Origin of the sequence: Salmonella sp. GDC200615, from assembly GCF_050574145.1 — a bacterium.
GTDB classification, from domain to species: domain Bacteria; phylum Pseudomonadota; class Gammaproteobacteria; order Enterobacterales; family Enterobacteriaceae; genus Salmonella; species Salmonella enterica.
On sequence record NZ_CP192247.1, the window covers coordinates 679,198 to 703,511 of the forward strand.

22 protein-coding genes and 1 pseudogene are annotated in these 24,314 nt (G+C 52.4%); 15 read left to right on the forward strand and 8 right to left on the reverse strand.

The window, feature by feature from the left end:
- Positions 1-158 precede the first annotated feature (158 nt).
- From ACQ29O_RS03180 to ACQ29O_RS03205, 6 genes and pseudogenes are all read left to right on the forward strand, one after another.
- Positions 159-364 (forward strand): annotated as a pseudogene (locus ACQ29O_RS03180) (hypothetical protein).
- A 70-nt stretch (positions 365-434) separates the two neighbouring features.
- Positions 435-830, forward strand: a complete 396-nt coding sequence (rpsF, locus tag ACQ29O_RS03185) for a 30S ribosomal protein S6 (protein WP_001216673.1) — start codon at positions 435-437, stop codon at positions 828-830.
- A 6-nt stretch (positions 831-836) separates the two neighbouring features.
- On the forward strand, positions 837-1,151 hold the full coding sequence (gene priB, locus ACQ29O_RS03190) for a primosomal replication protein N (RefSeq protein ID WP_001747015.1): 315 nt from the start codon (positions 837-839) through the stop codon (positions 1,149-1,151).
- A 4-nt stretch (positions 1,152-1,155) separates the two neighbouring features.
- A complete protein-coding gene (gene rpsR, locus ACQ29O_RS03195; RefSeq protein ID WP_000135199.1) occupies positions 1,156-1,383 on the forward strand; it encodes a 30S ribosomal protein S18 in 228 nt (75 codons plus the stop codon).
- Between the two features lie 41 nt (positions 1,384-1,424).
- Positions 1,425-1,874, forward strand: coding sequence for a 50S ribosomal protein L9 (gene rplI, locus ACQ29O_RS03200; RefSeq protein WP_001196059.1), 450 nt, complete (start codon positions 1,425-1,427; stop codon positions 1,872-1,874).
- 147 nt (positions 1,875-2,021) lie between these two features.
- Positions 2,022-2,948, forward strand: a complete 927-nt coding sequence (locus ACQ29O_RS03205) for a DMT family transporter (RefSeq protein ID WP_000381072.1) — start codon at positions 2,022-2,024, stop codon at positions 2,946-2,948.
- 49 nt (positions 2,949-2,997) lie between these two features.
- Here the strand turns inward: ACQ29O_RS03205 and ACQ29O_RS03210 are convergent, their stop codons facing one another.
- The gene (locus ACQ29O_RS03210; RefSeq protein ID WP_001119439.1) at positions 2,998-3,633 is read right to left on the reverse strand and encodes an OapA family protein; all 636 of its coding nucleotides are present in this window, start codon (positions 3,631-3,633) and stop codon (positions 2,998-3,000) included.
- Between the two features lie 219 nt (positions 3,634-3,852).
- On the opposite strand from ACQ29O_RS03210, the gene fklB reads away from it, so the two are divergent.
- The 4 genes from fklB (at position 3,853) to ACQ29O_RS03230 (ending at position 9,052) form a co-directional block, all read left to right on the forward strand.
- The gene (gene fklB, locus ACQ29O_RS03215) at positions 3,853-4,473 is read left to right on the forward strand and encodes an FKBP-type peptidyl-prolyl cis-trans isomerase (protein ID WP_000235161.1); all 621 of its coding nucleotides are present in this window, start codon (positions 3,853-3,855) and stop codon (positions 4,471-4,473) included.
- A 295-nt stretch (positions 4,474-4,768) separates the two neighbouring features.
- Positions 4,769-6,172 carry a D-serine/D-alanine/glycine transporter gene (gene cycA / locus ACQ29O_RS03220; protein ID WP_000228321.1) on the forward strand — a complete coding sequence of 468 codons (1,404 nt, stop codon included), beginning with the start codon at positions 4,769-4,771 and terminating at the stop codon, positions 6,170-6,172.
- 337 nt (positions 6,173-6,509) lie between these two features.
- Positions 6,510-7,649: a DKNYY domain-containing protein gene (locus ACQ29O_RS03225; RefSeq protein WP_000155544.1), complete on the forward strand. Its 1,140-nt coding sequence runs from the start codon at positions 6,510-6,512 to the stop codon at positions 7,647-7,649.
- Between the two features lie 14 nt (positions 7,650-7,663).
- Complete coding sequence (locus ACQ29O_RS03230; RefSeq protein ID WP_000944340.1) at positions 7,664-9,052, forward strand: hypothetical protein; 1,389 nt, start codon at positions 7,664-7,666, stop codon at positions 9,050-9,052.
- Positions 9,053-9,118: 66 nt separating this feature from the next.
- On the opposite strand, the gene ytfE is transcribed toward ACQ29O_RS03230, so the two are convergent.
- The 3 genes from ytfE to ACQ29O_RS03245 form a co-directional block, all read right to left on the reverse strand.
- Positions 9,119-9,781, reverse strand: coding sequence for an iron-sulfur cluster repair protein YtfE (gene ytfE, locus ACQ29O_RS03235; protein ID WP_000331471.1), 663 nt, complete (start codon positions 9,779-9,781; stop codon positions 9,119-9,121).
- Between the two features lie 102 nt (positions 9,782-9,883).
- Entirely contained in the window at positions 9,884-10,849 is a 966-nt protein-coding gene (locus tag ACQ29O_RS03240) for a DMT family transporter (RefSeq protein ID WP_000623276.1), read from the reverse strand.
- Positions 10,850-10,929: 80 nt separating this feature from the next.
- Entirely contained in the window at positions 10,930-11,778 is an 849-nt protein-coding gene (locus tag ACQ29O_RS03245; protein WP_000560612.1) for an SDR family oxidoreductase, read from the reverse strand.
- 87 nt (positions 11,779-11,865) lie between these two features.
- Between ACQ29O_RS03245 and ACQ29O_RS03250 the strand changes: the two genes are divergently transcribed.
- Positions 11,866-12,252, forward strand: a complete 387-nt coding sequence (locus ACQ29O_RS03250; RefSeq protein ID WP_001201297.1) for a winged helix-turn-helix transcriptional regulator — start codon at positions 11,866-11,868, stop codon at positions 12,250-12,252.
- Between the two features lie 57 nt (positions 12,253-12,309).
- On the opposite strand, the gene ACQ29O_RS03255 is transcribed toward ACQ29O_RS03250, so the two are convergent.
- Positions 12,310-14,253 carry a bifunctional 2',3'-cyclic-nucleotide 2'-phosphodiesterase/3'-nucleotidase gene (locus ACQ29O_RS03255; protein WP_000589389.1) on the reverse strand — a complete coding sequence of 648 codons (1,944 nt, stop codon included), beginning with the start codon at positions 14,251-14,253 and terminating at the stop codon, positions 12,310-12,312.
- Between the two features lie 267 nt (positions 14,254-14,520).
- Between ACQ29O_RS03255 and cysQ the strand changes: the two genes are divergently transcribed.
- The gene (gene cysQ / locus ACQ29O_RS03260; RefSeq protein WP_000893398.1) at positions 14,521-15,261 is read left to right on the forward strand and encodes a 3'(2'),5'-bisphosphate nucleotidase CysQ; all 741 of its coding nucleotides are present in this window, start codon (positions 14,521-14,523) and stop codon (positions 15,259-15,261) included.
- On the opposite strand, the gene ACQ29O_RS03265 is transcribed toward cysQ, so the two are convergent.
- Entirely contained in the window at positions 15,251-15,808 is a 558-nt protein-coding gene (locus ACQ29O_RS03265; RefSeq protein WP_000175300.1) for a YtfJ family protein, read from the reverse strand. The genes cysQ and ACQ29O_RS03265 overlap by 11 nt on opposite strands.
- A 326-nt stretch (positions 15,809-16,134) precedes the next feature.
- Here ACQ29O_RS03265 and ACQ29O_RS03270 point away from each other — a divergent pair, with 326 nt between their 5' ends.
- Positions 16,135-16,341 carry a DUF1107 domain-containing protein gene (locus tag ACQ29O_RS03270; protein WP_000689229.1) on the forward strand — a complete coding sequence of 69 codons (207 nt, stop codon included), beginning with the start codon at positions 16,135-16,137 and terminating at the stop codon, positions 16,339-16,341.
- Between the two features lie 84 nt (positions 16,342-16,425).
- On the opposite strand, the gene ACQ29O_RS03275 is transcribed toward ACQ29O_RS03270, so the two are convergent.
- Together ACQ29O_RS03275 and msrA are read right to left on the reverse strand one after the other, a co-directional pair.
- On the reverse strand, positions 16,426-17,769 hold the full coding sequence (locus tag ACQ29O_RS03275; RefSeq protein WP_000934972.1) for a hemolysin family protein: 1,344 nt from the start codon (positions 17,767-17,769) through the stop codon (positions 16,426-16,428).
- 182 nt (positions 17,770-17,951) lie between these two features.
- Positions 17,952-18,590 (reverse strand): peptide-methionine (S)-S-oxide reductase MsrA, encoded by a 639-nt coding sequence (gene msrA / locus ACQ29O_RS03280; protein ID WP_000051467.1) that lies wholly within the window; start codon positions 18,588-18,590, stop codon positions 17,952-17,954.
- Positions 18,591-18,802: 212 nt separating this feature from the next.
- On the opposite strand from msrA, the gene tamA reads away from it, so the two are divergent.
- Both tamA and tamB read left to right on the forward strand, forming a co-directional pair.
- Positions 18,803-20,536, forward strand: coding sequence for an autotransporter assembly complex protein TamA (tamA, locus tag ACQ29O_RS03285; protein WP_001120235.1), 1,734 nt, complete (start codon positions 18,803-18,805; stop codon positions 20,534-20,536).
- Positions 20,533-24,312, forward strand: coding sequence for an autotransporter assembly complex protein TamB (tamB, locus tag ACQ29O_RS03290; RefSeq protein WP_000060826.1), 3,780 nt, complete (start codon positions 20,533-20,535; stop codon positions 24,310-24,312). The genes tamA and tamB overlap by 4 nt, the downstream gene beginning before the upstream one ends.
- Positions 24,313-24,314: the final 2 nt, after the last annotated feature.

The following is a 24,314-nucleotide window of genomic DNA, read 5'->3' on the forward strand; positions in this document are numbered from 1 at the left end:
TATCCCCCTTTAGTGAATCGCTTCTGGTTTAATTTTAACCATAACCCGCCGCAGAGATGGCGACCTTTTCTGATGCTGTTGTTCAAAAAATTATCGCATTGTCGTTTTTTACCTGATTAACAACCCGTTGATGTATGCCGCTATGTTTAAGAAACCCTGTGTGGCAAAAAAGCGCGCTGACCACAGTGTCAATTCTCTGCCGGAACAGGCCGTTTATAGTGGCGCGCGATATAACGTTAATATCTCAGCAGCAAAATGCGACGGGACAGGCGTTACGTTCGGCACGATAAATAATTGTACAATCACCTTGAGTTTGCCCGCAGGCGCCAGTATTATAACGCGTCATTTTTCAGCCGACCTTTAACACGTTCCTTGCCTCCATGGGCTGCGGCTGACCCAGACAGGAGGCTGAATAATCCGTAAGGAGCAATTCGATGCGTCATTACGAAATCGTTTTTATGGTCCATCCTGACCAGAGCGAACAGGTTCCGGGCATGATCGAGCGTTACTCTGCTGCCATCACTGGCGCAGAAGGCAAGATCCACCGTCTGGAAGACTGGGGCCGCCGTCAGCTGGCTTACCCGATCAACAAACTGCACAAAGCGCACTACGTTCTGATGAACGTTGAAGCGCCGCAGGAAGTGATCGATGAGCTGGAAACTACCTTCCGCTTCAACGATGCCGTTATCCGCAGCATGGTTATGCGTACTAAGCACGCTGTTACCGAAGCTTCTCCGATGGTTAAAGCGAAAGACGAGCGCCGTGAGCGTCGCGATGATTTCGCTAACGAAACCGCAGATGATGCTGAAGCTGGGGATTCTGAAGAGTAATTTCTGATGACCAACCGTCTGGCGTTGTCCGGCACCGTGTGCAGGACCCCCCTTCGAAAGGTCAGTCCATCAGGAATTCCGCATTGCCAGTTCGTGCTTGAGCATCGTTCTGTGCAAGAGGAAGCCGGCTTTCACCGGCAGGCGTGGTGCCAAATGCCCGTTATTGTTAGCGGACACGAAAACCAGGCCATTACTCACAGTATAACGGTCGGCAGCCGCATAACCGTTCAGGGGTTTATTTCTTGCCACAAGGCAAAGAACGGTCTGAGCAAAATGGTTCTGCATGCCGAGCAGATTGAATTGATAGATTCTGGAGACTAGCCATATGGCACGTTATTTCCGTCGTCGCAAGTTCTGCCGTTTCACCGCGGAAGGCGTTCAAGAGATCGACTATAAAGATATCGCTACGCTGAAAAACTACATCACCGAAAGCGGTAAGATTGTCCCAAGCCGTATCACCGGTACCCGTGCAAAATACCAGCGTCAGCTGGCTCGCGCTATCAAACGCGCTCGCTACCTGTCTCTGCTGCCGTACACTGATCGCCATCAGTAATCGGTCACGGTCCATTAATACGACTTTGAGAGGATAAGGTAATGCAAGTTATTCTGCTTGATAAAGTAGCAAACCTGGGTAGCCTGGGTGATCAGGTTAACGTTAAAGCGGGCTATGCTCGTAACTTCTTGGTACCAAAGGGTAAAGCTGTTCCGGCTACCAAGAAAAACGTTGAATACTTCGAAGCACGTCGCGCTGAACTGGAAGCTAAACTGGCTGACGTTCTGGCTGCTGCAAATGCACGCGCAGAGAAAATCAACGCCCTGGAAACCGTTACTATCGCGTCTAAAGCAGGCGACGAAGGTAAACTGTTCGGTTCCATCGGTACTCGCGACATCGCTGACGCTGTGACTGCGGCTGGCGTTGACGTGGCTAAGAGCGAAGTTCGTCTGCCGAACGGCGTTCTGCGTACCACTGGCGAACACGAAGTGAACTTCCAGGTTCACAGCGAAGTATTCGCAAAAGTTATCATCAACGTGGTTGCTGAGTAATCAGGCATTCTCGTTTTTGCTAGCAACGAAACGTCGGCCCAGCGCCGACGTTTTGCTTTTTTAACCCCATCGCTTTTCGACTGGCTATCTCCCCCTCTTTTCGCGATAATCAAAAATAAAACATTATTTTAATTTCTTGGTGAAAGAATGGATACCCAACGCCAGGCCTCCCCGTTTGCCCGCAAAAACGTCGTTTATGTGTGTGCCGCATTTTGTTGCTTGCTATGGGGCAGCGCTTATCCAGCCATCAAAAGCGGTTATGACCTCTTTCAGATAGCCACCGATGATATCCCTTCTAAAATTGTTTTTGCTGGTTATCGTTTTTTGTTTGCGGGTGGGTTGCTACTACTGTTCGCGCTGCTTCAGCGTAAACCGATTGGTCGGTTTCGTCCGCGCCAGTTTGCTCAGTTGACGTTACTGGGGCTGACTCAGACGTCGCTGCAATATCTCTTTTTCTATATCGGCCTTGCGTTCACCTCCGGCGTGAAAGGCTCAATCATGAACGCGACAGGCACATTCTTCAGCGTATTGCTGGCGCACTTTATTTATCAGAACGACCGATTGAGCTACAACAAAACGCTCGGCTGTATTCTGGGCTTTGCGGGCGTCATGGTGGTGAACGTCAGCAACGGCCTGGATTTCAGCTTTAATCTGCCGGGAGAAGGCTCCGTGGTGCTGGCGGCGTTTATTCTTTCTGCGGCCACATTGTATGGCAAACGTCTCTCGCAGACGGTCGATCCGATGGTCATGACTGGCTATCAATTGGGGATTGGCGGTCTGGTACTGGTCATTGGCGGTTACGTTTTTGGCGGTACGCTGACGATACATGGCTTCTCGTCGGTGGCGATTTTAGTCTACCTGACGCTGCTCTCGTCGGTCGCTTTTGCGCTATGGAGCATTTTACTCAAATATAATCGCGTGGGGATGATTGCGCCGTTTAACTTTCTGATCCCGTTTTCTGGCGCGGCTCTTTCGGCTATTTTTCTCGGCGAGAATATATTGGAGTGGAAATACATGATTGCGCTGGTGCTGGTGTGTTCGGGGATTTGGTGGGTGAATAAGGTGAAGCGGTAATGCTTCACCTGAACGAATAGGGTATAGACGGGGTAAGGCGCAGCCGGCGTTACTGTGCGCGAATAAAACTGCCGTCAGGCTGACGCGTAAACAGCACCTGTTGACCGTTATCGCCATCTATCGTTAAACCTGTCACCACCCCGCTGGCATTCTGGCGAATTTTAATCATTTGACCATTTTTGAGATTACTCAGCGGTTTGCCAGCGCCTTCTACCTGCGCCATTGCATAAACGGCTGTCGGGGGCAGCCCGTGGTCACGGAACAGTTGCGCCAGAGTTTTACCAGACTCTACCCGGTACGAGCGCCACTGTTGACCGATGCCGCTATCCTGCTGGAAAGGCTGCGTCTGCGGCTGGTTTTGTTCTTCCGGCTGGCCTTCCTGGATAGGTTCCGGCGCAACGGGCGCCACCTGATCCGGATCGTTTTGCGGCGCGACCAGCTGCGCCTGAAGCTGGGCCTCCGTCGGCGGCTGTGATTGCGATTGCAGATCCAATTGCGCTTCCCGCGTGACGACAGGTGAGTCGCTGGTCTCGCTGGCGGGCAGCAGGAAACCGATCATCAGCACAATAGCGGCAATGATAATGCCACGACGATGCATAGGCGGCAGCGGTTCCATGATACGAAAATTATCCGGCGCGTGCCAGATTTTCGCTAGGGTTGGTTTTAATTCAAAGCGCCCGGGCATGGTTTACCTCCTGCTCCGCATCTCGTTCCTTAATCATAGAGTATAGATGGCTAACGCTATGATACTGGTAGTGCTATCCGCTTTCGTGACATCAATACGGATAATCTATTGTTTCTTTTTCCCTGCGATTTGTCATCCTCCCTGAGACAAAGTTTTACCAGAAGAAGCGTGGCTGTTATGCTGCCCGCTACTTTTTTGATATCCGATGAAGGAAAAATAATGGCCACCCCGACTTTTGACACTATTGAAGCGCAAGCGAGCTACGGCATTGGTTTGCAGGTAGGGCAGCAGCTCAGCGAATCCGGTCTTGAAGGGCTGTTGCCTGAAGCGCTGGTTGCAGGCATTGCTGATGCGCTGGAAGGTAAACACCCGGCGGTTCCTGTTGATGTGGTGCATCGTGCGCTGCGTGAAATTCATGAGCGTGCGGACGCGGTGCGTCGTGAGCGTTTCAAAGCGATGGCGGCCGAAGGCGTGAAATACCTGGAAGAAAACCGCGAAAAAGACGGTGTGAACAGTACTGAATCTGGTTTACAGTTCCGCGTTCTGACGCAGGGCGAAGGCGCGATTCCGGCGCGTACCGACCGCGTACGCGTGCATTACACCGGTAAGCTTATTGATGGCACCGTATTTGACAGCTCCGTCGCGCGCGGCGAACCGGCTGAATTCCCGGTAAATGGCGTGATCGCCGGCTGGATTGAAGCTCTGACTCTGATGCCGGTAGGTTCCAAATGGGAACTGACTATCCCACAGGAGCTGGCCTATGGCGAGCGTGGGGCCGGGGCCTCTATTCCGCCATTCAGCACCCTGGTGTTTGAGGTGGAACTGCTGGAAATTCTGTAAGCGCCCCGGGTTTGCCGGATGATGGCGTAAACGCCTTATCCGGCAACCCTGACTTCAGCAGATGCCAATATTTTATTTTGCAAATGGCGTCGTTACGTGTATTTTTGTGAGCTAATTCGCATTATCAAAGTGATATAACACTCATTTTAAACATAAAATTAACATTGTATTTGAATCTTAGTATTCATCCCGCCGATTCTTACCTAATATCGATGAGTCCTGATAACAGGATCGTCGTATCATAGACCAAAGGCCGTAGAGCCCGCACAACACAGACAGGTACAGGAAGAAAAACATGGTAGATCAGGTAAAAGTCGCAGCCGACGAACAGGCTCCGGCTGAACAGTCGCTACGGCGCAATCTTACAAACCGTCATATACAGCTTATCGCTATTGGCGGCGCTATTGGTACCGGTCTGTTTATGGGATCGGGTAAAACGATCAGTCTCGCCGGACCGTCGATCATTTTTGTGTATATGATCATCGGTTTTATGCTTTTTTTCGTGATGCGCGCCATGGGGGAATTGCTGCTCTCGAATCTGGAATATAAATCGTTTAGCGATTTTGCTTCCGACCTGCTTGGCCCCTGGGCGGGATATTTCACCGGCTGGACGTACTGGTTTTGCTGGGTAGTGACCGGTATGGCTGACGTGGTGGCGATTACTGCCTACGCGCAGTTCTGGTTTCCCGGCCTTTCCGATTGGGTCGCCTCGCTGGCGGTAGTGATCCTGCTGCTAAGCCTCAACCTCGCCACCGTTAAAATGTTTGGTGAAATGGAATTTTGGTTTGCTATGGTCAAAATCGTCGCCATTGTGGCGTTGATTGTGGTCGGGCTGGTGATGATTGCGATGCACTTTAAATCGCCGACAGGCGTTGAAGCGTCTTTCGCGCATCTGTGGAATGACGGCGGCTGGTTCCCGAAAGGTATTAGCGGGTTCTTTGCCGGTTTCCAGATTGCAGTGTTCGCTTTCGTGGGCATTGAGCTGGTTGGTACTACCGCCGCAGAAACTAAAGATCCGGAAAAATCGCTGCCGCGCGCGATTAACTCAATACCGATCCGTATCATCATGTTCTACGTCTTTGCGCTGATTGTCATTATGTCGGTGACGCCGTGGAGTTCCGTGGTGCCGGATAAGAGCCCGTTCGTTGAGCTGTTTGTACTGGTGGGTCTGCCTGCCGCCGCGAGCGTGATCAACTTTGTTGTGCTGACCTCGGCGGCGTCTTCCGCCAACAGCGGCGTCTTCTCGACCAGCCGTATGCTGTTTGGCCTGGCGCAAGAAGGCGTGGCGCCAAAAGCGTTCGCTAAGCTATCGAAACGCGCGGTACCGGCGAAAGGCCTGACCTTCTCCTGTATCTGCCTGCTGGGCGGCGTGGTTATGCTGATGGTCAACCCGAGCGTGATTGGCGCATTCACCATGATCACTACGGTTTCGGCTATCCTGTTTATGTTTGTCTGGACCATCATTCTGTGTTCATACCTGGTGTACCGCAAAAAGCGTCCCCACCTGCATGAAAAATCCATCTATAAGATGCCGCTCGGTAAGCTGATGTGCTGGGTCTGCATGGCGTTCTTTGCGTTCGTGCTGGTATTACTGACGCTGGAAGACGATACGCGCCAGGCGCTGATCGTGACGCCGCTGTGGTTTATCGCGTTGGGTCTGGGCTGGCTGTTCCTGCGTAAGAACAAACTGGCTAAATGACGGATTTATCCCTCTCGCTTAGGCGAGGGGGTATGCGCATAACGTACCCGCTGGGGCGCTTTCTTCATTTTTACGCCCCATTTTGTCGCTTCCCGCTCCTTAACGAGCTATTTTTCTCGCCACATTTGATAGCGTATGGAGATGAAAAGCTCAGGAAATGAGTGTTTGTCCGCTGATGCAATGACGCGAAAAACGTTTCTTCAGGAAGGGCAGCTGTAAATTGCAGGCTGACGGTAAGTGCCGCCTTGATGAATTCCTATAATGGCGGCTCGCGCTGGATAATACGTTGAAAAAGTGGTTTAAGTAACAAATTAATCTCCTATTTCAAACTGTAATTATGACCATTCGACGCTGGATTTTAAGCGCTACGCTTTTGCTGCTGCCTGTTCCTGCGTTCGCAGATTTTCAGTATCAGCAGGATAAGGACGGCGTTTTTTATACCGCCGACGACGAACCGCAAATTCTCTCCCGACTGCCTGACGTTAGCTATTCGCATTTACGGCGTATTGCCGATTTATCTCACCCGCAAGACCCTCGCCCGTTAATAGAAATCAATCCCGACAGCCATAACTGCGACGACAATCATATTTGTCAGCACGCTTATCTCAGCGATGGGCGCTTTATCCTGTGGGCAGGCAAAATCGTCCAGAATACCGGGGATGAGCCTGCCGTTGATGTTGCCAGCTTTCAGTCTTTTGGCGCCTTTGCCGCCGATAAACACGGTCTCTATTTTGATGGTAAACGTCGTGATAGCAATGCGGGTGAAAAACGTGTGGATATGGCGACTCTGGCAGAGACGAAAATCTGGAATCTGCTGCGGGATAAAAATAATCTCTATTATGAAGGCCGCTGGCTGGGGCGGGCCGATGGGTTTCGCGTGTTGAGGCTGGATTCCACTTCGGCAAGGGAGTTTATTGTGACGACGGCGCAACGGGTGATTGTGAACGGCATACCCATTACCGCTGATGCTAATACGTTTCAAATCATTCGCTGGATGCCTGGCGAGGTACTAATTTATCGTGATAAAACCGGTAAGCATGACTATGAGATTGATAATTCCAGTCGGTACTGCGGCTATTTTAATATTGGCCTGCGTGAGGTGACATGGCTGAAACATGAGGCAACCAACGCCGGGAGCAGTTGTAAAGTGGAAACCCTGCCGGGTGTCGATCCGGAGTATTTTTTTCGTCTGAACGGGAACACCGGTTGGTATAAGGATCGTATTTATCAGGTGAGCACGAATGCGTTGGGCGAGGGGGTACTGCGCATTTTTACGTCGCAGGAAAAACTTCCGGCGCTGAAAATAGATAGAGTTACCTATAATTACTACCATCTGGCTTTGTCCGCGGATGGGCAATTATATCGCCAGATCTCACGTGATCAATGGCAGCGCTATAACCCGATATTAACAGAGTGGACGACGGTATCACCAGTGCCCACTGACGTTATCTCTTTGCTTCCCTCTGATTACCACTAGCGCAGGATGGCGCAATGTTGAGAATAAAACAGTTCTGTTTATCGATTTTATTAATGCTGGCACCAGTGTTAGCTCTGGCCTGTTCCGGCATTCCATATGCTTTGTTTCACTATCAGCCGTGGGGGCAGGGAACGAAATATGTAGTTGAAGAAGATTATGATTATGGTATTAATTTTAAAGATATTGAAATTCGAGAGGTAAAATTTAGTCAACTACGGCACGTTCCTGACCGCATTGTTAATGAATATAATGACCGTGGAAAAATGAGTAATGATTTTGTTCATGTCGCCGCTTTTTCATCGCTAATAAAAAATGATTTCTGGCAGTTTTATTGGCTAACCGACGGCCAGCATATTTTATGGGTTGGGAAAATCGTACAAAATCCACCGGGTAAGCCGCCAGTGGATGCAGCGACTTTTCGGGCGTATGGACGCTTTGCCGCTGATAAAGATAGTCTTTACTTCGACGGCGAGCGCACAGATGATAATCATGGTGAAAAAAGGGTCGATATAGATTCGTTGCAGCAGGTCGGCGGCAACATCAAATTAAACGACTCCGGCGATGTGCTTAAAGACAGGCGCAACCTCTACTTTCAGGGACGCTGGCTGGCTAGTGCGCAGGGATATTCCATCCTGGGCGTTAAATCCTGGGAGCAGCGTAATATTCTGTTTTCGCCGACCAGCTGCGATACTACATCTAATCCTGGCCCGTGGGACACTATTCTACGTACCGCCACGCAGGTTTTTGTTAATGGTGTGGCAATTGATGCCGATCCGAACTCTTTTCATGTTGTGCGCTGGGTCGCTGGCGTGCAGTTACTCTATCGCGACAAAGCAGGCGTAAAACGCTATTACTTCGGCAAAGACTGTCTCAATACGTTTAATGTACAGCGGGATAAGGTGACATGGATGACGCGAGAGGCATCGCGCCGAGGCGATGACTGCCGAATAGCGACTATTCCCAATGTTGATCCAGAATATTTCCATCCCATTCATTACAATTGGACGGTAGCACAGTACAAAGATCTATTGTACCAGGTGAAGTATGTCTCTCCGGTCGACAGGGTATTAACCATCACCCGCTTGCCTGATCCGCAGGTACAGCTGAAAGCTGGCGCTAATTTGGTGGGTAAACAGATCTATTTTATCGGCGATGGGGGCGTGCAGATTATCGACCCTATTGGACCATTGGTGTGGTTTAAAAATCCCGATGGTTCATTTTCTGATGTTTTTGCTCATGACGATCGTTATCTCTATTTCTTCGGTGATACGCTGGTGGATAGCGGGCAACGGCGTAACGTAACGCGGACGCTGGATACTGCGCATATCGACAAGAGCGGTTATTATCTGGTCACTGAGGAGGGGAAATATGAGGTTATTAATAATGCATTCACCTCTCGCTAAAAAGCGTTAGTCTATTCAGAATAAACGATCCTGTCTATACGTTCAGGATCGTTTATTGGCGGTGGATTATTCCCCGGCCAGCGCGCGTGGGAACAGCACGTTATTCTCCAGGCTGATGTGCTCCATCAGATCATCAATCATCTCATTAATGCCGTTATACATCGCTTTCCAGGTGGTGCAGGCTTCTGGCGGCGGCGTTACATTTTGGGTGACGTGTTTGATGACGTCTACCAGCTCTCCCGCCTCGTCATGCTCGCTTTCCATTACGCTTATCGGGCCCGTTGCCTGGCGACCCATACCCTGTTTGATCATGGGGAACAGGATCTGTTCTTCTTTCATCATATGGCTGGAAAGCTCTTCATGCAGCGCGGTGAGATATTTTGTCAGGCCGCGTGGGACGTTTGGCTTATCCGCGTGAACGCGTTCCACTTTGGTTGCCTGCAGAATAAGCTCCGGCAGTTGTTCGCGATGTCGGTCATGATAGCGAACAACGATATGGTCAATAATGTCCGCCAGCGGAACGGCGCGCCAGTCTTTTTCGATGGGCTGTTCAGCCAATTGCGCCAGTTGCGCTTCAATGATGTCAATATCGACGTCGTGACGCGCGGCGGCGCGTGCCAGCGTCTGTTTTCCACCGCAGCAGTAATCCATATCGTACTGGCGAAACAGCGCCGATGCGCGGGGAATAGAGAGCGCCAGTTCGCCTAAAGGTTGATCGCGATAAGCCATAGCCGTTACCTCATTTGCAATAATATAAGTTGTATTCTAAATGCATCTTTAAGGCGAGGCTATAACACTTTCGGGGTGCGTATAATTTAAGCGAGTATGAAATTAGCGTTCCGTGACCGGAACGACGGTCGCTTTTTCCGGTTTCGCTCTCACGGCAATGACCACGCCCGCCACCAGGAGCGCAATGCCGCTTAACGTCAGGAATGGCGGGATTTCTTGGCGCAGAATGAAGGTATAGAGCAGTCCCGCCAGCGTTTCAAAAACAATCAGCGGCCCTAAAATAACGGTTGGCAATTTTTGGCTGGCGATATTCCAGCACAGCGTGCCCACCCAGGAACACAGCACCGCGATGGCGATCATCAGACCGATAAACAGCGCGGGATGCGGGCCAAAGGGCAGGGTAAACAACGGTTTCTGGATACTCAGCCACAGACAGACCGCCGCATAGCCGATTAACGAGACCGGCAGCGTAACCAGCGCCTGCGCCGTTGCCCACATCATGGGATGTTTGTCGGGATTTTCCCGCAGCCAGCGGGCGTTGCGCAGCGCATACCATGCCCAGCACGCTACGGAAATCAGCGCCAGCACAATGCCTGAACCATAGCGCCAGCCGCTAACATCGGACAATCCCTGACTAAGTTCAGCAATATTGACGCACAGCAGGCCAAAACCGATAAGCGCCAGCGCGGGCGCTAAACGCCGCCAGGATAATCTGCCGTCTCGTTGGCTATAGAGAACGTTAGCGAAAAGCGGAATGACGACCGGCAATGTCCCGATGATCATCGTCGAAACCGGCGCGCCGGTTCGCTGAATAGCGCTGGCGAGGCAGGCGTAATAGATTACATTGCCCATCAGAGTCAGCGACAGGGCGGTGAACCAGTCTTTGCGCGTCAACTGGCGTAACCGCGTGCGGCCTAACCAGGCAATCGGCAGGGCAATCAGCCCCAGCGCCAGGTAGCGTCCCATTGACTGTAAGAGGGCCGGGTAATCCGGCACGATTAACGGGCCGACGAAAATCAATCCCCACATTAGCCCTGCCAGCAGGGCGTATAGCACGCCGCTAATCATCAGATTCTCCTCATAAACCGTTCCGTCATTATCAGAGAAGGTCTATGAGGATGCCACATAAATTAACTAAATTTTAACACTTACAGTACGGAGCGAAGGCTTTCTGTGAGCGTCGTCGTCGGGCGACCGATGAGTTTACGCAGCGTATGGCTGTCATCAAACAAGCCGCCTTTCGCCGCGCCAGCGTCAGAATTGGCCAACATATCCGCCAGTCCGTCAGGCAGGCCTGCGCCTTTTAACGCGGCGGCAAAATCGACTTCGCTCAGGTTCTGGTAGACGATTTTTTTTCCGCTCTGATGAGTAAGTTCATCCGCCAACTGGCGTAATGTCCAGGCGTCATCACCCGCCAGCTCGTAGACATTCCCGGCGTGACCCTCTTCACTGATGACGCGCGCGGCGGCGGCGGCATAGTCAGCGCGCATTGCGGAGGCGATTTTCCCTTGTCCCGCTGCGCCAATAAAGACGCCATGCTTCAGCGCGGCAGGGACGCTCGCCAGGTAGTTTTCCGTATACCAGCCGTTACGTAATAGCGTGTGAGGAATACCTGACTCAGCCAGCATCTTTTCCGTTTCAATATGTTCATCGGCGAGCGCCAGCGGCGATTTATCCGCATGTAGCAGGCTGGTATAGGCGATGAATTTCACCTTCGCGGCAATGGCGGCCTGAATAACGTTGCGGTGCTGCGCGGTGCGTTGTCCCACTTCGCTGGATGATATAAGCAGCAGTTTATCAACGCCCTGTAAGGCGGTGGTCAGCGCGGCTTCGTTAGCGTAATCCGCCTGGCGAACGGCGATCCCGCGCTGACTGAGCGGGGCGGCTTTTTTCGGGTTACGGGCGATCGCGACGAGGTGACTGGCGGGCGTCGTTTTTAGCAGGTTTTCAATAACGTGTTGGCCCAGTTGGCCTGTTGCGCCAGTGATAGCAATCATGGTGAACTCCTCAGTGTTGGTCTTGTGTTTTATTACGCTACCACCTAAACTTACTTTTAGTAAGTACGTACAAAAAGGTAAGTATCAATGCGCGCTCATACTCTTTCCCGGCAGTTGCGTGAAGGTAATCTCTTTGCTGAACAGTGCCCGTCCCGTGAGGTGTTAAAACATGTCACCAGTCGCTGGGGCGTACTGATTCTGGTCGCGTTACGCGACGGTACACACCGTTTTAGCGACCTGCGCCGCAAGATGGGAGGCGTGAGTGAAAAGATGCTGGCGCAGTCGTTACAGGCGCTTGAACAGGACGGATTTCTTAACCGGGTGTCATATCCAGTTGTTCCGCCGCATGTGGAGTACAGCCTGACGCCGCTTGGCGAGCAGGTGAGCGATAAAGTCGCCGCGCTGGCGGACTGGATAGAACTGAATTTGCCGCAGGTATTGGCGCAGCGGGAGCGTTTATCAGATGGCGGCTAGCGCTTTATTCGGCCTGCCAGTCAGGCCGAATAAACGCAGCGCCATGCGGGACTCACGTTACTTGCTCAAATCCACCTGATAAATGGCAAAACCGATATCATCGACAGCAACCTTCTTCATCGGATACTGCCCTTTCTCTTTAATGAAGGCAGCGGCTTTATCGCCTGGCGATGTTTCAAAGCGGATATCCAGCGTCGTATCGCTGTGGATTGGCGCCAGACGCCAGTTATTATCCGCCGCCGGATGGATTTCGCCCGCGCGTTTTGACTCTGCGCCAATCCATGCCGCCAGCACGGCGCGATTTTCATCCGGAGACGCAAAGGCGATATGGCTGTCGCCCGTGCCGGCAAACTTGTCGCCGTAAGCGCGATAGTTATTCGTGGCGACTAGGAACGTAGCGTTCGGGTCGACAGGCTTACCGTTAAAGGTCAGGTTTTTAATACGTTCCGCCTGCGGATTCACCATCTGGCATTCGCCATCATAGCGGGCGGGCTGTGACACATCGATTTGATAATTCACGCCGTCAATGACATCGAAATTATAGGTGCGAAAGCCATCCCAATTGATCAACGATTGCGGTTTGTTGCTGTGAATATCAATTTGATTAAACTGTCCGGCAGAACATTCCAGCCACTCTTTTACCTCCTTGCCGCTGGCTTTCACCACCACCAGCGTATTCGGATAGAGATAAAGATCGGCGGCGTTACGGAAGGTCAACTGGCCTTTTTCCACTTCGACAAAGCTGGCAGGATCGTTCTTACGCCCGCCAACTTTAAACGGCGCGGCGGCGGACAGCACCGGCAGTTTCGCCAGATCCGGATCGCCCTGAATAAAGTGTTCCACATACGCTTTTTGCGCGTTATTCACCACCTGTACGGTAGGATCGTCCTGCACCAGAGCAAGATAACTGTACATATTATCGGCGGATTTACCGATGGGCTTGCTGACAAACTCGCGGGTGGCATCGTGATCGGCTTTCAGAATACCGACCAGCCTACTGTCTTCCGCCGCCAGCGACTTTTTAGCGGCGGCGTCGTAAATAGGCCGCGCTTCCGCTTTCGCCTGCGTAACCTGCCATTTGCCGCTGTCGTTATTGAGCACCAGATCGACCACTCCCAGATGGTCGCCCCACATGCCAGGCATTACCGCAGGAATGCCGTTAAGCGTACCTTTGGCGATATCCGCGCCTTTGATGTCGGCAAAATCTTTACCGGGGAAGACGGCGTGGGCGTGGCCAAACATAATCGCGTCGACGCCGGGAACTTCGCTGAGGTAATAAACCGAGTTTTCCGCCATGCTGTGGTACGGATCGGCAGAAAGGCCTGAGTGAGCAATGACTACCACGATATCAGCGCCTTTCTCGCGCATTTCGGGCACATATTTCCGGGCGGTTTCCGTAATGTCATTGACGGTAACTTTGCCGCTCAGATTCGCTTTATCCCAAATCATGATTTGCGGCGGAACAAAGCCGATATAGCCGATTTTCAGAGTTTGCGGGTGGCCGTCTTTATCAATAACGCTCGTCTCTTTAATCAGATAAGGCGTAAAGAGCGGCTTTTGGGTTTTAACGTCGATAATATTGGCGTTAACATAAGGGAATTTCGCGCCGGCCAGCGCGTTATGCAGATAGTCCAGACCATAATTAAACTCATGGTTGCCGAGGTTTCCAACCGCGTAATCCAGAGTGTTGAGCGCTTTATAGACCGGGTGAACATCACCGTCTTTGAGCCCTTTTGCCGCCATATAATCGCCCAGAGGGCTCCCCTGAATCAGGTCGCCGTTATCCACCAGCACGCTGTTTTTGACTTCATTTCGGGCGGCATGAATCAAACTTGCGGTACGTACCAATCCGAATTTTTCGGTTGCGGTATCCTTGTAATAATCGAAATCCATCATGTTGCTATGTAAATCAGTAGTTTCCATGATACGGAGATCGACGGTGGCCGCATTCACGCTGGCGGCGATCAGCGTAGCCAGAAGCGTTGCACTAAACTTAATCATCAGAGGCACCTTTTAAGAACGCAATAGAAAAGCCGGATAGTGAAAAATAGCGATGATAAACAGTGAAACCCGATATCGTTCCGACCGTCGCCAGAAGAAGGCGAAACTGCCTCATCCGGCCGATTTTTTGCGAGTGTTCACAGAAAGGTGAATCATGCCATGAAAGCTATTATCAAAACCGCTGACGGTATCACAGTTGGCGGAACCCTTAACGATCGGGTATAAGTAAAACAACGAGTTAACGCCCCTGTCATAAAGAGGTGGAGAATGTTAGAACAAGTATGCCAGCTTGCACGGAACGCGGGCGATGCCATTATGCAGGTTTATGATGGAGCCAAACCGATGGAGTACGCCCGCAAGCAGGACGATTCTCCAGTCACTGCGGCGGATATCGCCGCACATACCGTGATTCTCGAAGGGTTACGCACGCTCACGCCGGATATTCCGGTGCTTTCAGAAGAAGATCCGCCCGCCTGGGAAGTGCGCCAGCACTGGCAGCGCTACTGGCTGGTCGATCCGCTCGACGGCACCAAAGAGTTCATCAAGCGCAATGGCGAATTCACGGTCAATATTGCGCTGATTGAGCAGGGCAAGCCGGTGTTGGGCGTTGTCTATGCGCCGGTGCTGAAAGTGATGTACTACGCGGCGGAAGGTAAGGCCTGGAAAGAGGAGTGCGGGGTGCGTAAGCAGATTCAGGTGCGGGATGCCCGCCCGCCGCTGGTGGTGATTAGCCGTTCGCATACGGATGATGAACTCACCGAATATCTCCAACAGCTTGGCGAACATCAGACCACCTCTATTGGTTCCTCGCTGAAATTCTGTCTTGTGGCGGAAGGCCAGGCGCAGCTTTACCCCAGATTTGGGCCGACCAGCGTCTGGGACACTGCCGCAGGTCATGCCATTGCTGTTGCAGCCGGGGCGCACGTTCACGACTGGCAGGGAAAAACGCTGGACTATACCCCTCGTGAGTCGTTCCTTAACCCCGGCTTCCGGGTGACTATTTACTGAGGAGCTTATGCAGCAGGTCGACCACCTGCTGTACCTCTTGCTGGGTTAACGCGCCATCTTTCACCCATTGAACCCGACCGTCTTTGTCAAGCACGATGACGGCGGACCCCTCTTCTTTTAATTGCCAGGCGTTACGCGCCACGCCATTGCTGTCGACAATAAATTGCGACCACGGGTAGAGCTTTTTATTACTTTCTATACTGCTACGCACGAACATACCGGAGCCGGGGATCGCATCATCGGTGTTCACAATTGTGGTCGTCTGGTATCTGTCATGCGGAAGCCCGGCGGATTTAATCGCTTCAATCAGCGTGGCGTTTTTTTCCTTCGCTGACGTTCGACCCGCAATGTGCAGCAGGACGCGCACTTTTCCCGCCAGCTGCGCGCTATTCCAGTTTTTATAACTAAACTCATCTTTATTCAACGTCAGTTCGCCACGATCGGCAATGCCTACCGGCGGCACCCGTTGGTTATCTTCAAGGTTATGCGCACAAGCCATTATGGGGAGTAGCAGACACGACATCGCCAGAATTTTACGTAGGGTCATGGTCATTCCTTCTTTATTTTTTTGCAGGTGATCCGACCACTTTGGGCCGACAGTTAATCATATGTGCGATTGATGCTTTTTCCCGCAAAGGGGATGCCAGTTTGCGGGCGGGCGCACACTTCCTGTGAAAAATGAAGGCATATACTGAGAAAAATGAGCTGATGTTTAGATAATTCTGAATAACTGTAATCAAAAGGTAAATATACTTATGCACACTGGAAACGACGTAGATATGGTCTATAGTCATATGGCATTAAAATTTGCGCCTTAAAACTGTTGGGCCGATTGTGGCACCGCAAGGGCGTAATACTCTGCAGGAGACAACAATGAAAATTTTCCAACGCTACAACCCGCTACAGGTGGCGAAGTACGTGAAGATCCTGTTCCGTGGACGGTTATATATCAAGGATGTTGGCGCTTTTGAGTTCGATAAGGGTAAGATTCTTATCCCAAAAGTGAGAGACAAGCAGCACTTGTCTGTGATGTCTGAAGTTAACCGTCAGGTTATGCGTCTGCAAACTGAGATGGCGTAACCAAAAGTGCTATGCAGTAGGTTAAAAAAGTAAAAAAAAACGGCTCCTGAATCAGGAGCCGTTGATGTTTCTGGCAAACGGATTTCAGGCCGCGCTGTCTTCTTTGTCTTTTGCATCGGGCAGTTTCGGCGCCGGTACGTTGCTTTTATTGTCGAGACGCGTCACCAGCAACTGATCGATACGGTAGTTGTCGATATCCACCACTTCAAATTTGTAGCCGGAAAACTTCACCGAATCAGTGCGTTTTGGGATCTTGCGCAGCATAAACATCATAAAGCCGCCAATGGTTTCATAGTTGCCGGATTGCGGAAACTCATCGATATCCAGCACGCGCATGACGTCGTCAATCGGCGTGCCGCCGTCAACCAGCCAGGAATTTTCATCGCGCGCCACAATTTGCTCTTCCAGTCCCTGGCCGACCAGGTCACCCATTAGCGTGGTCATCACATCGTTCAGCGTAATGATACCGACGACCAGTGCGTATTCATTCATAATGACCGCGAAATCTTCGCCCGCCGTTTTGAAACTTTCCAGCGCCTCAGAAAGGGTCAGCGTATCCGGCACAATCAAGGTATTGCGAATTTGCACGCCGCTATTCAGCGCCATACTTTGGTTCGCCAGCACGCGATTCAGCAGATCTTTGGAGTCTACATAGCCGATGATGTGGTCGATATCTTCATTACACACCAAAAATTTTGAGTGCGGATGTTCGGCGACCTTTTTCTTCAGGCTTTGTTCGTCTTCGTGCAGATCAAACCAGATGATACTTTCGCGCGACGTCATAGAAGACGGTACGGTGCGGGATTCAAGTTCAAACACATTTTCAATCAGTTCGTGCTCTTGCTTGCGCAAGACGCCCGCCAGCGCGCCGGCTTCCACCACTGCGTAAATATCATCAGAAGTAATGTCGTCTTTCCGCACCATTGGAATTTTGAACAGGCGGAAGATGTTGTTTGCCATGCCGTTAAACAGCCACACCAGCGGGCGAAAAACGAACAGGCAGAAGCGCATCGGGTTGATGATACGCAAAGCCACAGCTTCTGGCGCAATCATACCGATGCGTTTCGGGGTTAAATCCGCGAACAGGATAAACAGCCCCGTCACCAGCGAGAAGGAGAGAATAAAGCTCAGCTGCTCGGAGAGTTCTGGCGACATATAGTGCGAGAAAAGGGCGGAAAAGGCGGGCGAAAATGCCGCATCGCCGACGATACCGCCAAGAATAGCGACGGCGTTCAGGCCAATTTGCACAACGGTGAAAAACATGCCGGGATTTTCCTGCATTTTCAATACGCGTTGTGCGTTGATACTGCCTTCATCAGCTAATAACTTAAGTTTAATCTTACGTGATGCGGCAAGCGAGATCTCGGAGATGGAGAAGAACGCACTTACAGCGATCAGGCAGAATATAATGAATATACTGTTTAACATATCTTATCCGGCGAAACGCCAGATCCTCGGAAGGGAAGTTTATAAATCCGTGTGGTAACGTTTAATGAAAACCGGCTCGTAGCAGTGAGCCGATAAGTTCAGGGCTAGTATAGCGTAAGCTACTGTAAAGTCGCCAGAGGGTTCATTTTCAACTCCGACAAGTTCCCCCTACGCCTGCGTCGTCACGCGTCAGGCGGCAGGCAAACGCCGATCCCGCCAATCCCGCAGTAACCGTATGGATTTTTGTGCAGATACTGTTGGTGTTCATCTTCGGCGTAGTAAAACGGCGTCGCATGGGCGATTTCCGTGGTAATCGGGCGATGGTCTCCGGCGGCGGCCATTGCCGACTGAAAGCGCTCGCGACTGGCGTGAGCGGCGGCATTCTGTTCCGGCGTTAAGGGATAAATCGCAGAACGGTATTGCGTACCGTGATCGTTACCCTGTTGCATCCCCTGCGTCGGATCGTGATTTTCCCAGAAGGTCTGTAAAAGCTGCTCATAACGGATAACGGCAGGATCGTACACTATCCGTACCGCTTCGGCATGACCGGTCTGCCCGGAACAGACTTCCCGGTAGGTTGGATTAGGCGTGTAACCGCCTGCATACCCTGCCGCGGTGCTATATACGCCGGGCAATTGCCAGAATAAACGTTCTACGCCCCAGAAACAGCCCATAGCGAAGTAGGCGATCTCCATCCCGGCAGGGACATTGGTCATAGAGTGTTCATTTACCGCATGCAGAGTGGCGATCGGCATCGGGGTGTTGCGTCCTGGTAACGCATCTGCTTGAGTAACCAGATGTTTTTTATCAAATAAACTCATGAGCTATTCTCCCGAAAGCGTTAATTGGCGTTAAGGTTGTAACGAGACGCATCTTTACACACAATAACAACATTAATGTATCTGGATTTAACCATAAGAAATATTTGGGCAGTCGTCTGCTTTTCAATCGAAATTGTTGATTTTATGTTAAGCCGCGGAGCGGTAGTGTGATTTTTTCCAGGGGTGGGAATAGGGGATATTCAGGAGAAAATGTGCCACATATCCGTCAGTTATGTTGGGTTAGCTTACTGTGCCTGAGCAGTTCTGCGGTAGCCGCAAATGTTCGTCTGAAAGTCGAAGGGCTATCCGGAGAGCTGGAAAAAAACGTTCGCGCACAGCTCTCTACGATTCAGAGCGATGAGGTGACGCCGGATCGGCGCTTTCGCGCCCGAGTTGATGATGCGATTCGCGAAGGGCTTAAAGCGTTAGGCTATTACGAACCCACTATCAAATTCGACTTGCTTCCACCGCCTGCGAAAGGACGGCAGGTATTAATCGCCAGGGTTACGCCCGGCCAGCCGGTGTTGATTGGCGGTACAGAAGTCATTTTACGCGGCGGCGCGCGCACGGACAAAGATTATCTGGCCTTACTGAAAACGCGTCCGGCAATCGGCACGGTGCTGAACCAGGGAGACTATGACAATTTTAAAAAGTCGTTAACCAGCGTGTCGCTACGTAAAGGCTATTTCGACAGCGAATTCGTTAAAAGTCAGTTGGGAATTGCTCTGGGCCGCCATCAGGCGTTTTGGGATATTGATTATGATAGCGGTGAGCGCTATCGCTTCGGACCTGTCACCTTCGAAGGTTCGCAGATTCGTGATGAATATTTACAAAATCTGTTGCCGTTTAAAGAGGGCGATGAGTACGAATCGAAAGATTTGGCGGAACTAAACCGCCGACTTTCCGCTACCGGATGGTTTAATTCTGTCGTGGTGGCGCCGGAATTTGAGAAATCGCGTAAAACAAAAATTCTGCCGTTAAAAGGCGTGGTATCGCCGCGAACCGAAAATACGATTGAAACTGGGGTGGGGTACTCCACCGACGTCGGGCCGCGCGTGAAAGCGTCGTGGAAAAAACCGTGGATGAACTCTTACGGTCATAGTCTGACCACCAGCACCAGTATTTCTGCGCCGGAACAGGTGCTGGATTTTAGTTATAAAATGCCGCTGCTGAAAAACCCGCTGGAGCAATACTATCTGGTACAGGGCGGTTTTAAACGTACCGATTTGAATGATACGGAGCAGGACTCGACCACGCTTGCCGTGTCGCGTTACTGGGACCTTTCCAGTGGTTGGCAGCGGGCGATTAACCTGCGCTGGAGTTTCGACCACTTTACCCAGGGGAACGTCACCAATACCACCATGCTGTTCTACCCGGGCGTGATGATCAGCCGAACCCGCTCGCGAGGGGGACTGATGCCAACCTGGGGCGATTCGCAGCGCTATTCAGTAGACTATTCGAATACGGCCTGGGGCTCCGACGTGGATTTCTCCGTGCTGCAGGCGCAAAACGTCTGGATTCGGACTTTGTACGATCGCCACCGTTTTGTGATGCGCGCCAATTTGGGCTGGATAGAAACCGGTGATTTCGACAAAGTTCCGCCGGATTTACGTTTCTTCGCCGGGGGCGACCGCAGTATTCGCGGCTATAAATACAAATCTATTTCGCCTAAAGATAGCGACGGCAATCTTAAAGGCGCCTCAAAACTGGCAACCGGATCGCTGGAGTACCAGTATAACGTCACTGGCAAATGGTGGGGGGCAGTGTTTGTCGATAGCGGCGAGGCGGTGAGTGATATTCGCCGTAGCGATTTCAAAACCGGGACCGGGGTCGGCGTGCGCTGGGCGTCGCCGGTTGGGCCTATCAAACTCGATTTTGCCGTACCGGTCGGCGACAAAGACGAACACGGTTTACAGTTTTATATCGGTCTGGGGCCTGAATTATGAGTTTATGGAAGAAAATAAGCCTCGGCGTGTTGATTTTCATTGTGGTGTTACTGGCGAGCGTTGCGTTTCTGGTCGGGACGACGACGGGGCTGCATCTGGTATTCAGTGCGGCGAACCGCTGGGTGCCGGGGCTGGAGATTGGGCAGGTCACCGGCGGCTGGCGGGACTTATCGTTAAAAAATATCCGCTATGAGCAGCCGGGCGTTGCGGTGAATGCGGGCGAAATTCATCTGGCCGTCGGGCTTGATTGCCTGTGGCGCAGTAGCCTGTGCGTCAATGATCTGGCGCTAAAAGACATTAATGTCGCTATCGACAGCAAAAAAATGCCACCCTCCGAACCGGCGCAAGAAGAGGAAGAAAGCGGACCGCTGAACCTCTCCACGCCCTGGCCCATCACGCTGTCGCGCGTGGCGTTGAATAACATCAATATCAAGATTGATGACACTACCGTTTCGGTGCTGGATTTTACCTCCGGGCTGGCATGGCAGGAGAAAAACCTGACCCTGAAACCGACGCGGCTTCAGGGATTGCTGATCGCGCTGCCGAAGGTCGCTGACGTGGCGCAGGAAGAGGTGGTTGAACCCAAAATCGAGAAACCTCAACCGGATGAAAAGCCGCTTGGCGAAACGCTAAAAGATCTGTTTGCAAAACCAGTAATGCCGGAGATGACCGATGTTCACCTGCCGCTCAATCTGAATATCGAGTCATTTCGCGGCGAGCAGCTACGCATCACCGGCGATACCGATCTGACGGTGCGCACGATGCTGCTTAAAGTCAGCAGTATCGACGGTAATATGAAGCTGGATACTCTGGATATCGACGCCAACCAGGGCACGGTGAAAGCCTCCGGTACGGCGCAGCTCGCCAATAACTGGCCGGTTGATATTACGCTCAACAGTACGCTGAATATCGATCCGCTAAAGGGTGAAAAGATAAAACTCAAGGTCGGCGGCGCGTTACGCGAACAACTGGAGGTCGGGGTGAACCTTTCCGGGCCGATGGATGTCGCGCTTCGCGCCCAGACGCGGCTGGCGGAGGCCGGTTTACCGCTCAATCTTGAAGTCGTCAGCCAACGCATTGCCTGGCCATTGACGGGTGATACCCAGTTTCAGGCTGACGATCTGAAGCTCAAACTGAGCGGTAAGATGACCGACTATACGTTGTCGATGCGAACCGCCGTGAAAGGACAAGATATTCCGCCGGCGACCATTACGCTGGATGCTAAAGGGAATGAGCGGCAGATTAATCTCGATAAACTCACCGTCGCCGCTCTGGAGGGAAAAACCGAACTGAAAGCGCTGGTGGACTGGCAGCAGGCGATTAGCTGGCGTGGCGAACTGACGCTGAATGGCATCAATACCGCTAAAGAGATCCCGGATTGGCCCGCGAAGCTTAACGGCGTCATGAAAACCAAAGGCAGCCTCTACGGCGGCACCTGGCAGATGGATGTCCCGGAGCTCAAGCTGACCGGCAATGTGAAGCAGAACAGCGTTAACGTCAACGGGACGCTAAAGGGCAACAGCTACATGCAGTGGACGATCCCGGGGCTGCACCTTGCGCTGGGCCCAAACAGCGCCGATATAAAAGGCGAGCTTGGCGTTAAGGAGCTGAATCTTGACGCCGCCATCGATGCGCCGGGGCTGGATAATGCGCTGCCAGGACTGGGCGGCATGGCAAAAGGAATCGTTAAAGTCCGCGGTACGGTAGAAGCGCCGCAGCTGTTGGCGGATATCACCGCCCGCGGTCTGCGTTGGCAGGAGCTGTCTGTCGCCCAGGCGCGCATTGAGGGCGATATTAAATCCACCGATCAGATAGCGGGCCATCTCAACGTTCGCGTAGAGCGGATTTCGCAGCCCGACGTTAACATCAATCTGGTGACGCTTGACGCCAAAGGCAGCGAGAAGCAGCATCAGCTACAGCTCCGTGTTCAGGGAGAACCGGTATCCGGTCAACTTTCCCTGACAGGCAGTTTTGATCGCGAGGCGGCGCGCTGGAAAGGGACAGTAAGCGACACCCGTTTCCAGACGCCAGTGGGGCCATGGTCGTTGACCCGCGCGATTGCGCTGGACTACCGTAATAAAGAACAGAAAATCAGTATCGGGCCGCATTGTTGGCTGAACCCGAACGCCGAGCTGTGCATCCCGCAAACCATTGATGCGGGCGCCGCAGGACGGGCGGTGGTCAATCTCAACCGCTTTGATCTGGCGATGCTGAAGCCATTTATGCCTGATACCACGCAGGCCAGCGGGATCTTTAGCGGGAAGGCGGACGTGTCGTGGGACACCACCCAGGAGGGATTGCCGCAGGGGAAGGTCACGCTTTCCGGTCGTAATGTGAAGGTCACGCAGACCGTCAATGACGCGCCATTACCGGTCGCGTTTGAGACGCTGAACCTCAGCGCCGATCTGCACAATAATCGCGCCGAGCTGGGATGGCTGATTCGCCTGACGAACAATGGTCAATTCGATGGCCTGGTGCAGGTAACCGATCCTCAGGGGCGGCGCAATCTCGGCGGTAACGTCAACATGCGCAATGTCAATCTGGCGATGGTCAACCCTGTCTTTTCGCGCGGCGAAAAAGCGGCGGGAATGTTAAACGCCAGGCTACGTCTGGGCGGCGATGTGCAAAGCCCGCAGTTGTTTGGTCAGTTGCAGCTTAGCGCGCTGGATATTGACGGTAATTTTATGCCGTTTGAGATGCAGCCGAGCCAGCTCACCATGAACTTTAGCGGGACGCGTTCGACACTCGCCGGTATCGTGCGAACACAACAAGGGCAAATTAACCTGAACGGTAACGCCGACTGGAGTCAGATTGACAACTGGCGCGCGCGGGTGACGGCGAAAGGCAGCCGGGTGCGGATTACCGTTCCGCCGATGGTGCGCCTGGATGTCTCGCCGGATGTGGTCTTTGACGCGACGCCTTCGCTGTTCACGTTGGATGGGCGTGTGGACGTTCCGTGGGCACGAATTGTGGTGCACGACCTGCCGGAGAGCGCGGTCGGCGTCTCCAGCGATGTGGTTATGCTCAATAATGACCTGCAACCAGAAACGCCGCAGACAGCGTCTATTCCCATCAACAGTAATCTGACGGTCCACGTCGGCAACAACGTGCGCATCGACGCCTTCGGGCTTAAAGCGCGTTTGACCGGCGATTTGAAAGTCGCGCAGGATAAGCAGGGGCTGGGGCTGAATGGTCAAATCAATATTCCTGACGGCCGATTCCGCGCCTACGGCCAGGACCTGCTTGTCCGTAAAGGCGAGCTGCTGTTCTCCGGCCCGCCGGATCAGCCGCTGCTCAATATCGAAGCGATCCGTAACCCTGACGCCACCGAAGACGATGTCATTGCGGGTGTGCGCGTCACAGGCACTGCTGATGAACCCAAAGCGGAAATCTTCTCCGATCCGGCGATGCCGCAGGCTGAAGCGCTTTCTTATCTGCTGCGTGGGCAGGGGTTGGACAGCAATCAGAGTGATAGCGCAGCAATGACCTCCATGCTTATTGGCCTGGGGGTTGCGCAAAGTGGTCAGGTTGTGGGTAAAATCGGAGAGACATTCGGTGTAAGTAATCTGGCGCTGGACACGCAAGGGGTGGGCGATTCGTCCCAGGTTGTGGTCAGCGGCTATGTACTGCCGGGTCTACAGGTGAAGTATGGTGTAGGGATATTTGACTCTCTGGCGACGCTCACGTTACGTTATCGCCTGATGCCTAAGCTATATCTGGAAGCAGTGTCTGGCGTAGATCAGGCACTTGATTTGCTCTATCAGTTTGAGTTTTAGCA

Excerpts from the sequence above, each read along its gene's own strand:
- ACQ29O_RS03245 (WP_000560612.1), bottom strand. The coding sequence starts at position 11,778 with ATGATTGCTATCACTGGCGCAACAGGCCAACTGGGCCAACACGTTATT.
- ACQ29O_RS03225 (WP_000155544.1), top strand. The coding sequence starts at position 6,510 with ATGACCATTCGACGCTGGATTTTAAGCGCTACGCTTTTGCTGCTGCCT.
- ACQ29O_RS03230 (WP_000944340.1), top strand. The coding sequence starts at position 7,664 with ATGTTGAGAATAAAACAGTTCTGTTTATCGATTTTATTAATGCTGGCA.
- rplI (WP_001196059.1), top strand. The coding sequence starts at position 1,425 with ATGCAAGTTATTCTGCTTGATAAAGTAGCAAACCTGGGTAGCCTGGGT.
- tamB (WP_000060826.1), top strand. The coding sequence starts at position 20,533 with ATGAGTTTATGGAAGAAAATAAGCCTCGGCGTGTTGATTTTCATTGTG.
- ACQ29O_RS03210 (WP_001119439.1), bottom strand. The coding sequence starts at position 3,633 with ATGCCCGGGCGCTTTGAATTAAAACCAACCCTAGCGAAAATCTGGCAC.
- ACQ29O_RS03270 (WP_000689229.1), top strand. The coding sequence starts at position 16,135 with ATGAAAATTTTCCAACGCTACAACCCGCTACAGGTGGCGAAGTACGTG.
- msrA (WP_000051467.1), bottom strand. The coding sequence starts at position 18,590 with ATGAGTTTATTTGATAAAAAACATCTGGTTACTCAAGCAGATGCGTTA.
- rpsF (WP_001216673.1), top strand. The coding sequence starts at position 435 with ATGCGTCATTACGAAATCGTTTTTATGGTCCATCCTGACCAGAGCGAA.
- priB (WP_001747015.1), top strand. The coding sequence starts at position 837 with ATGACCAACCGTCTGGCGTTGTCCGGCACCGTGTGCAGGACCCCCCTT.
- ACQ29O_RS03250 (WP_001201297.1), top strand. The coding sequence starts at position 11,866 with ATGCGCGCTCATACTCTTTCCCGGCAGTTGCGTGAAGGTAATCTCTTT.
- ACQ29O_RS03265 (WP_000175300.1), bottom strand. The coding sequence starts at position 15,808 with ATGACCCTACGTAAAATTCTGGCGATGTCGTGTCTGCTACTCCCCATA.
- ACQ29O_RS03205 (WP_000381072.1), top strand. The coding sequence starts at position 2,022 with ATGGATACCCAACGCCAGGCCTCCCCGTTTGCCCGCAAAAACGTCGTT.
- ACQ29O_RS03275 (WP_000934972.1), bottom strand. The coding sequence starts at position 17,769 with ATGTTAAACAGTATATTCATTATATTCTGCCTGATCGCTGTAAGTGCG.
- cycA (WP_000228321.1), top strand. The coding sequence starts at position 4,769 with ATGGTAGATCAGGTAAAAGTCGCAGCCGACGAACAGGCTCCGGCTGAA.
- ACQ29O_RS03255 (WP_000589389.1), bottom strand. The coding sequence starts at position 14,253 with ATGATTAAGTTTAGTGCAACGCTTCTGGCTACGCTGATCGCCGCCAGC.
- rpsR (WP_000135199.1), top strand. The coding sequence starts at position 1,156 with ATGGCACGTTATTTCCGTCGTCGCAAGTTCTGCCGTTTCACCGCGGAA.
- ytfE (WP_000331471.1), bottom strand. The coding sequence starts at position 9,781 with ATGGCTTATCGCGATCAACCTTTAGGCGAACTGGCGCTCTCTATTCCC.
- fklB (WP_000235161.1), top strand. The coding sequence starts at position 3,853 with ATGGCCACCCCGACTTTTGACACTATTGAAGCGCAAGCGAGCTACGGC.
- cysQ (WP_000893398.1), top strand. The coding sequence starts at position 14,521 with ATGTTAGAACAAGTATGCCAGCTTGCACGGAACGCGGGCGATGCCATT.
- ACQ29O_RS03240 (WP_000623276.1), bottom strand. The coding sequence starts at position 10,849 with ATGATTAGCGGCGTGCTATACGCCCTGCTGGCAGGGCTAATGTGGGGA.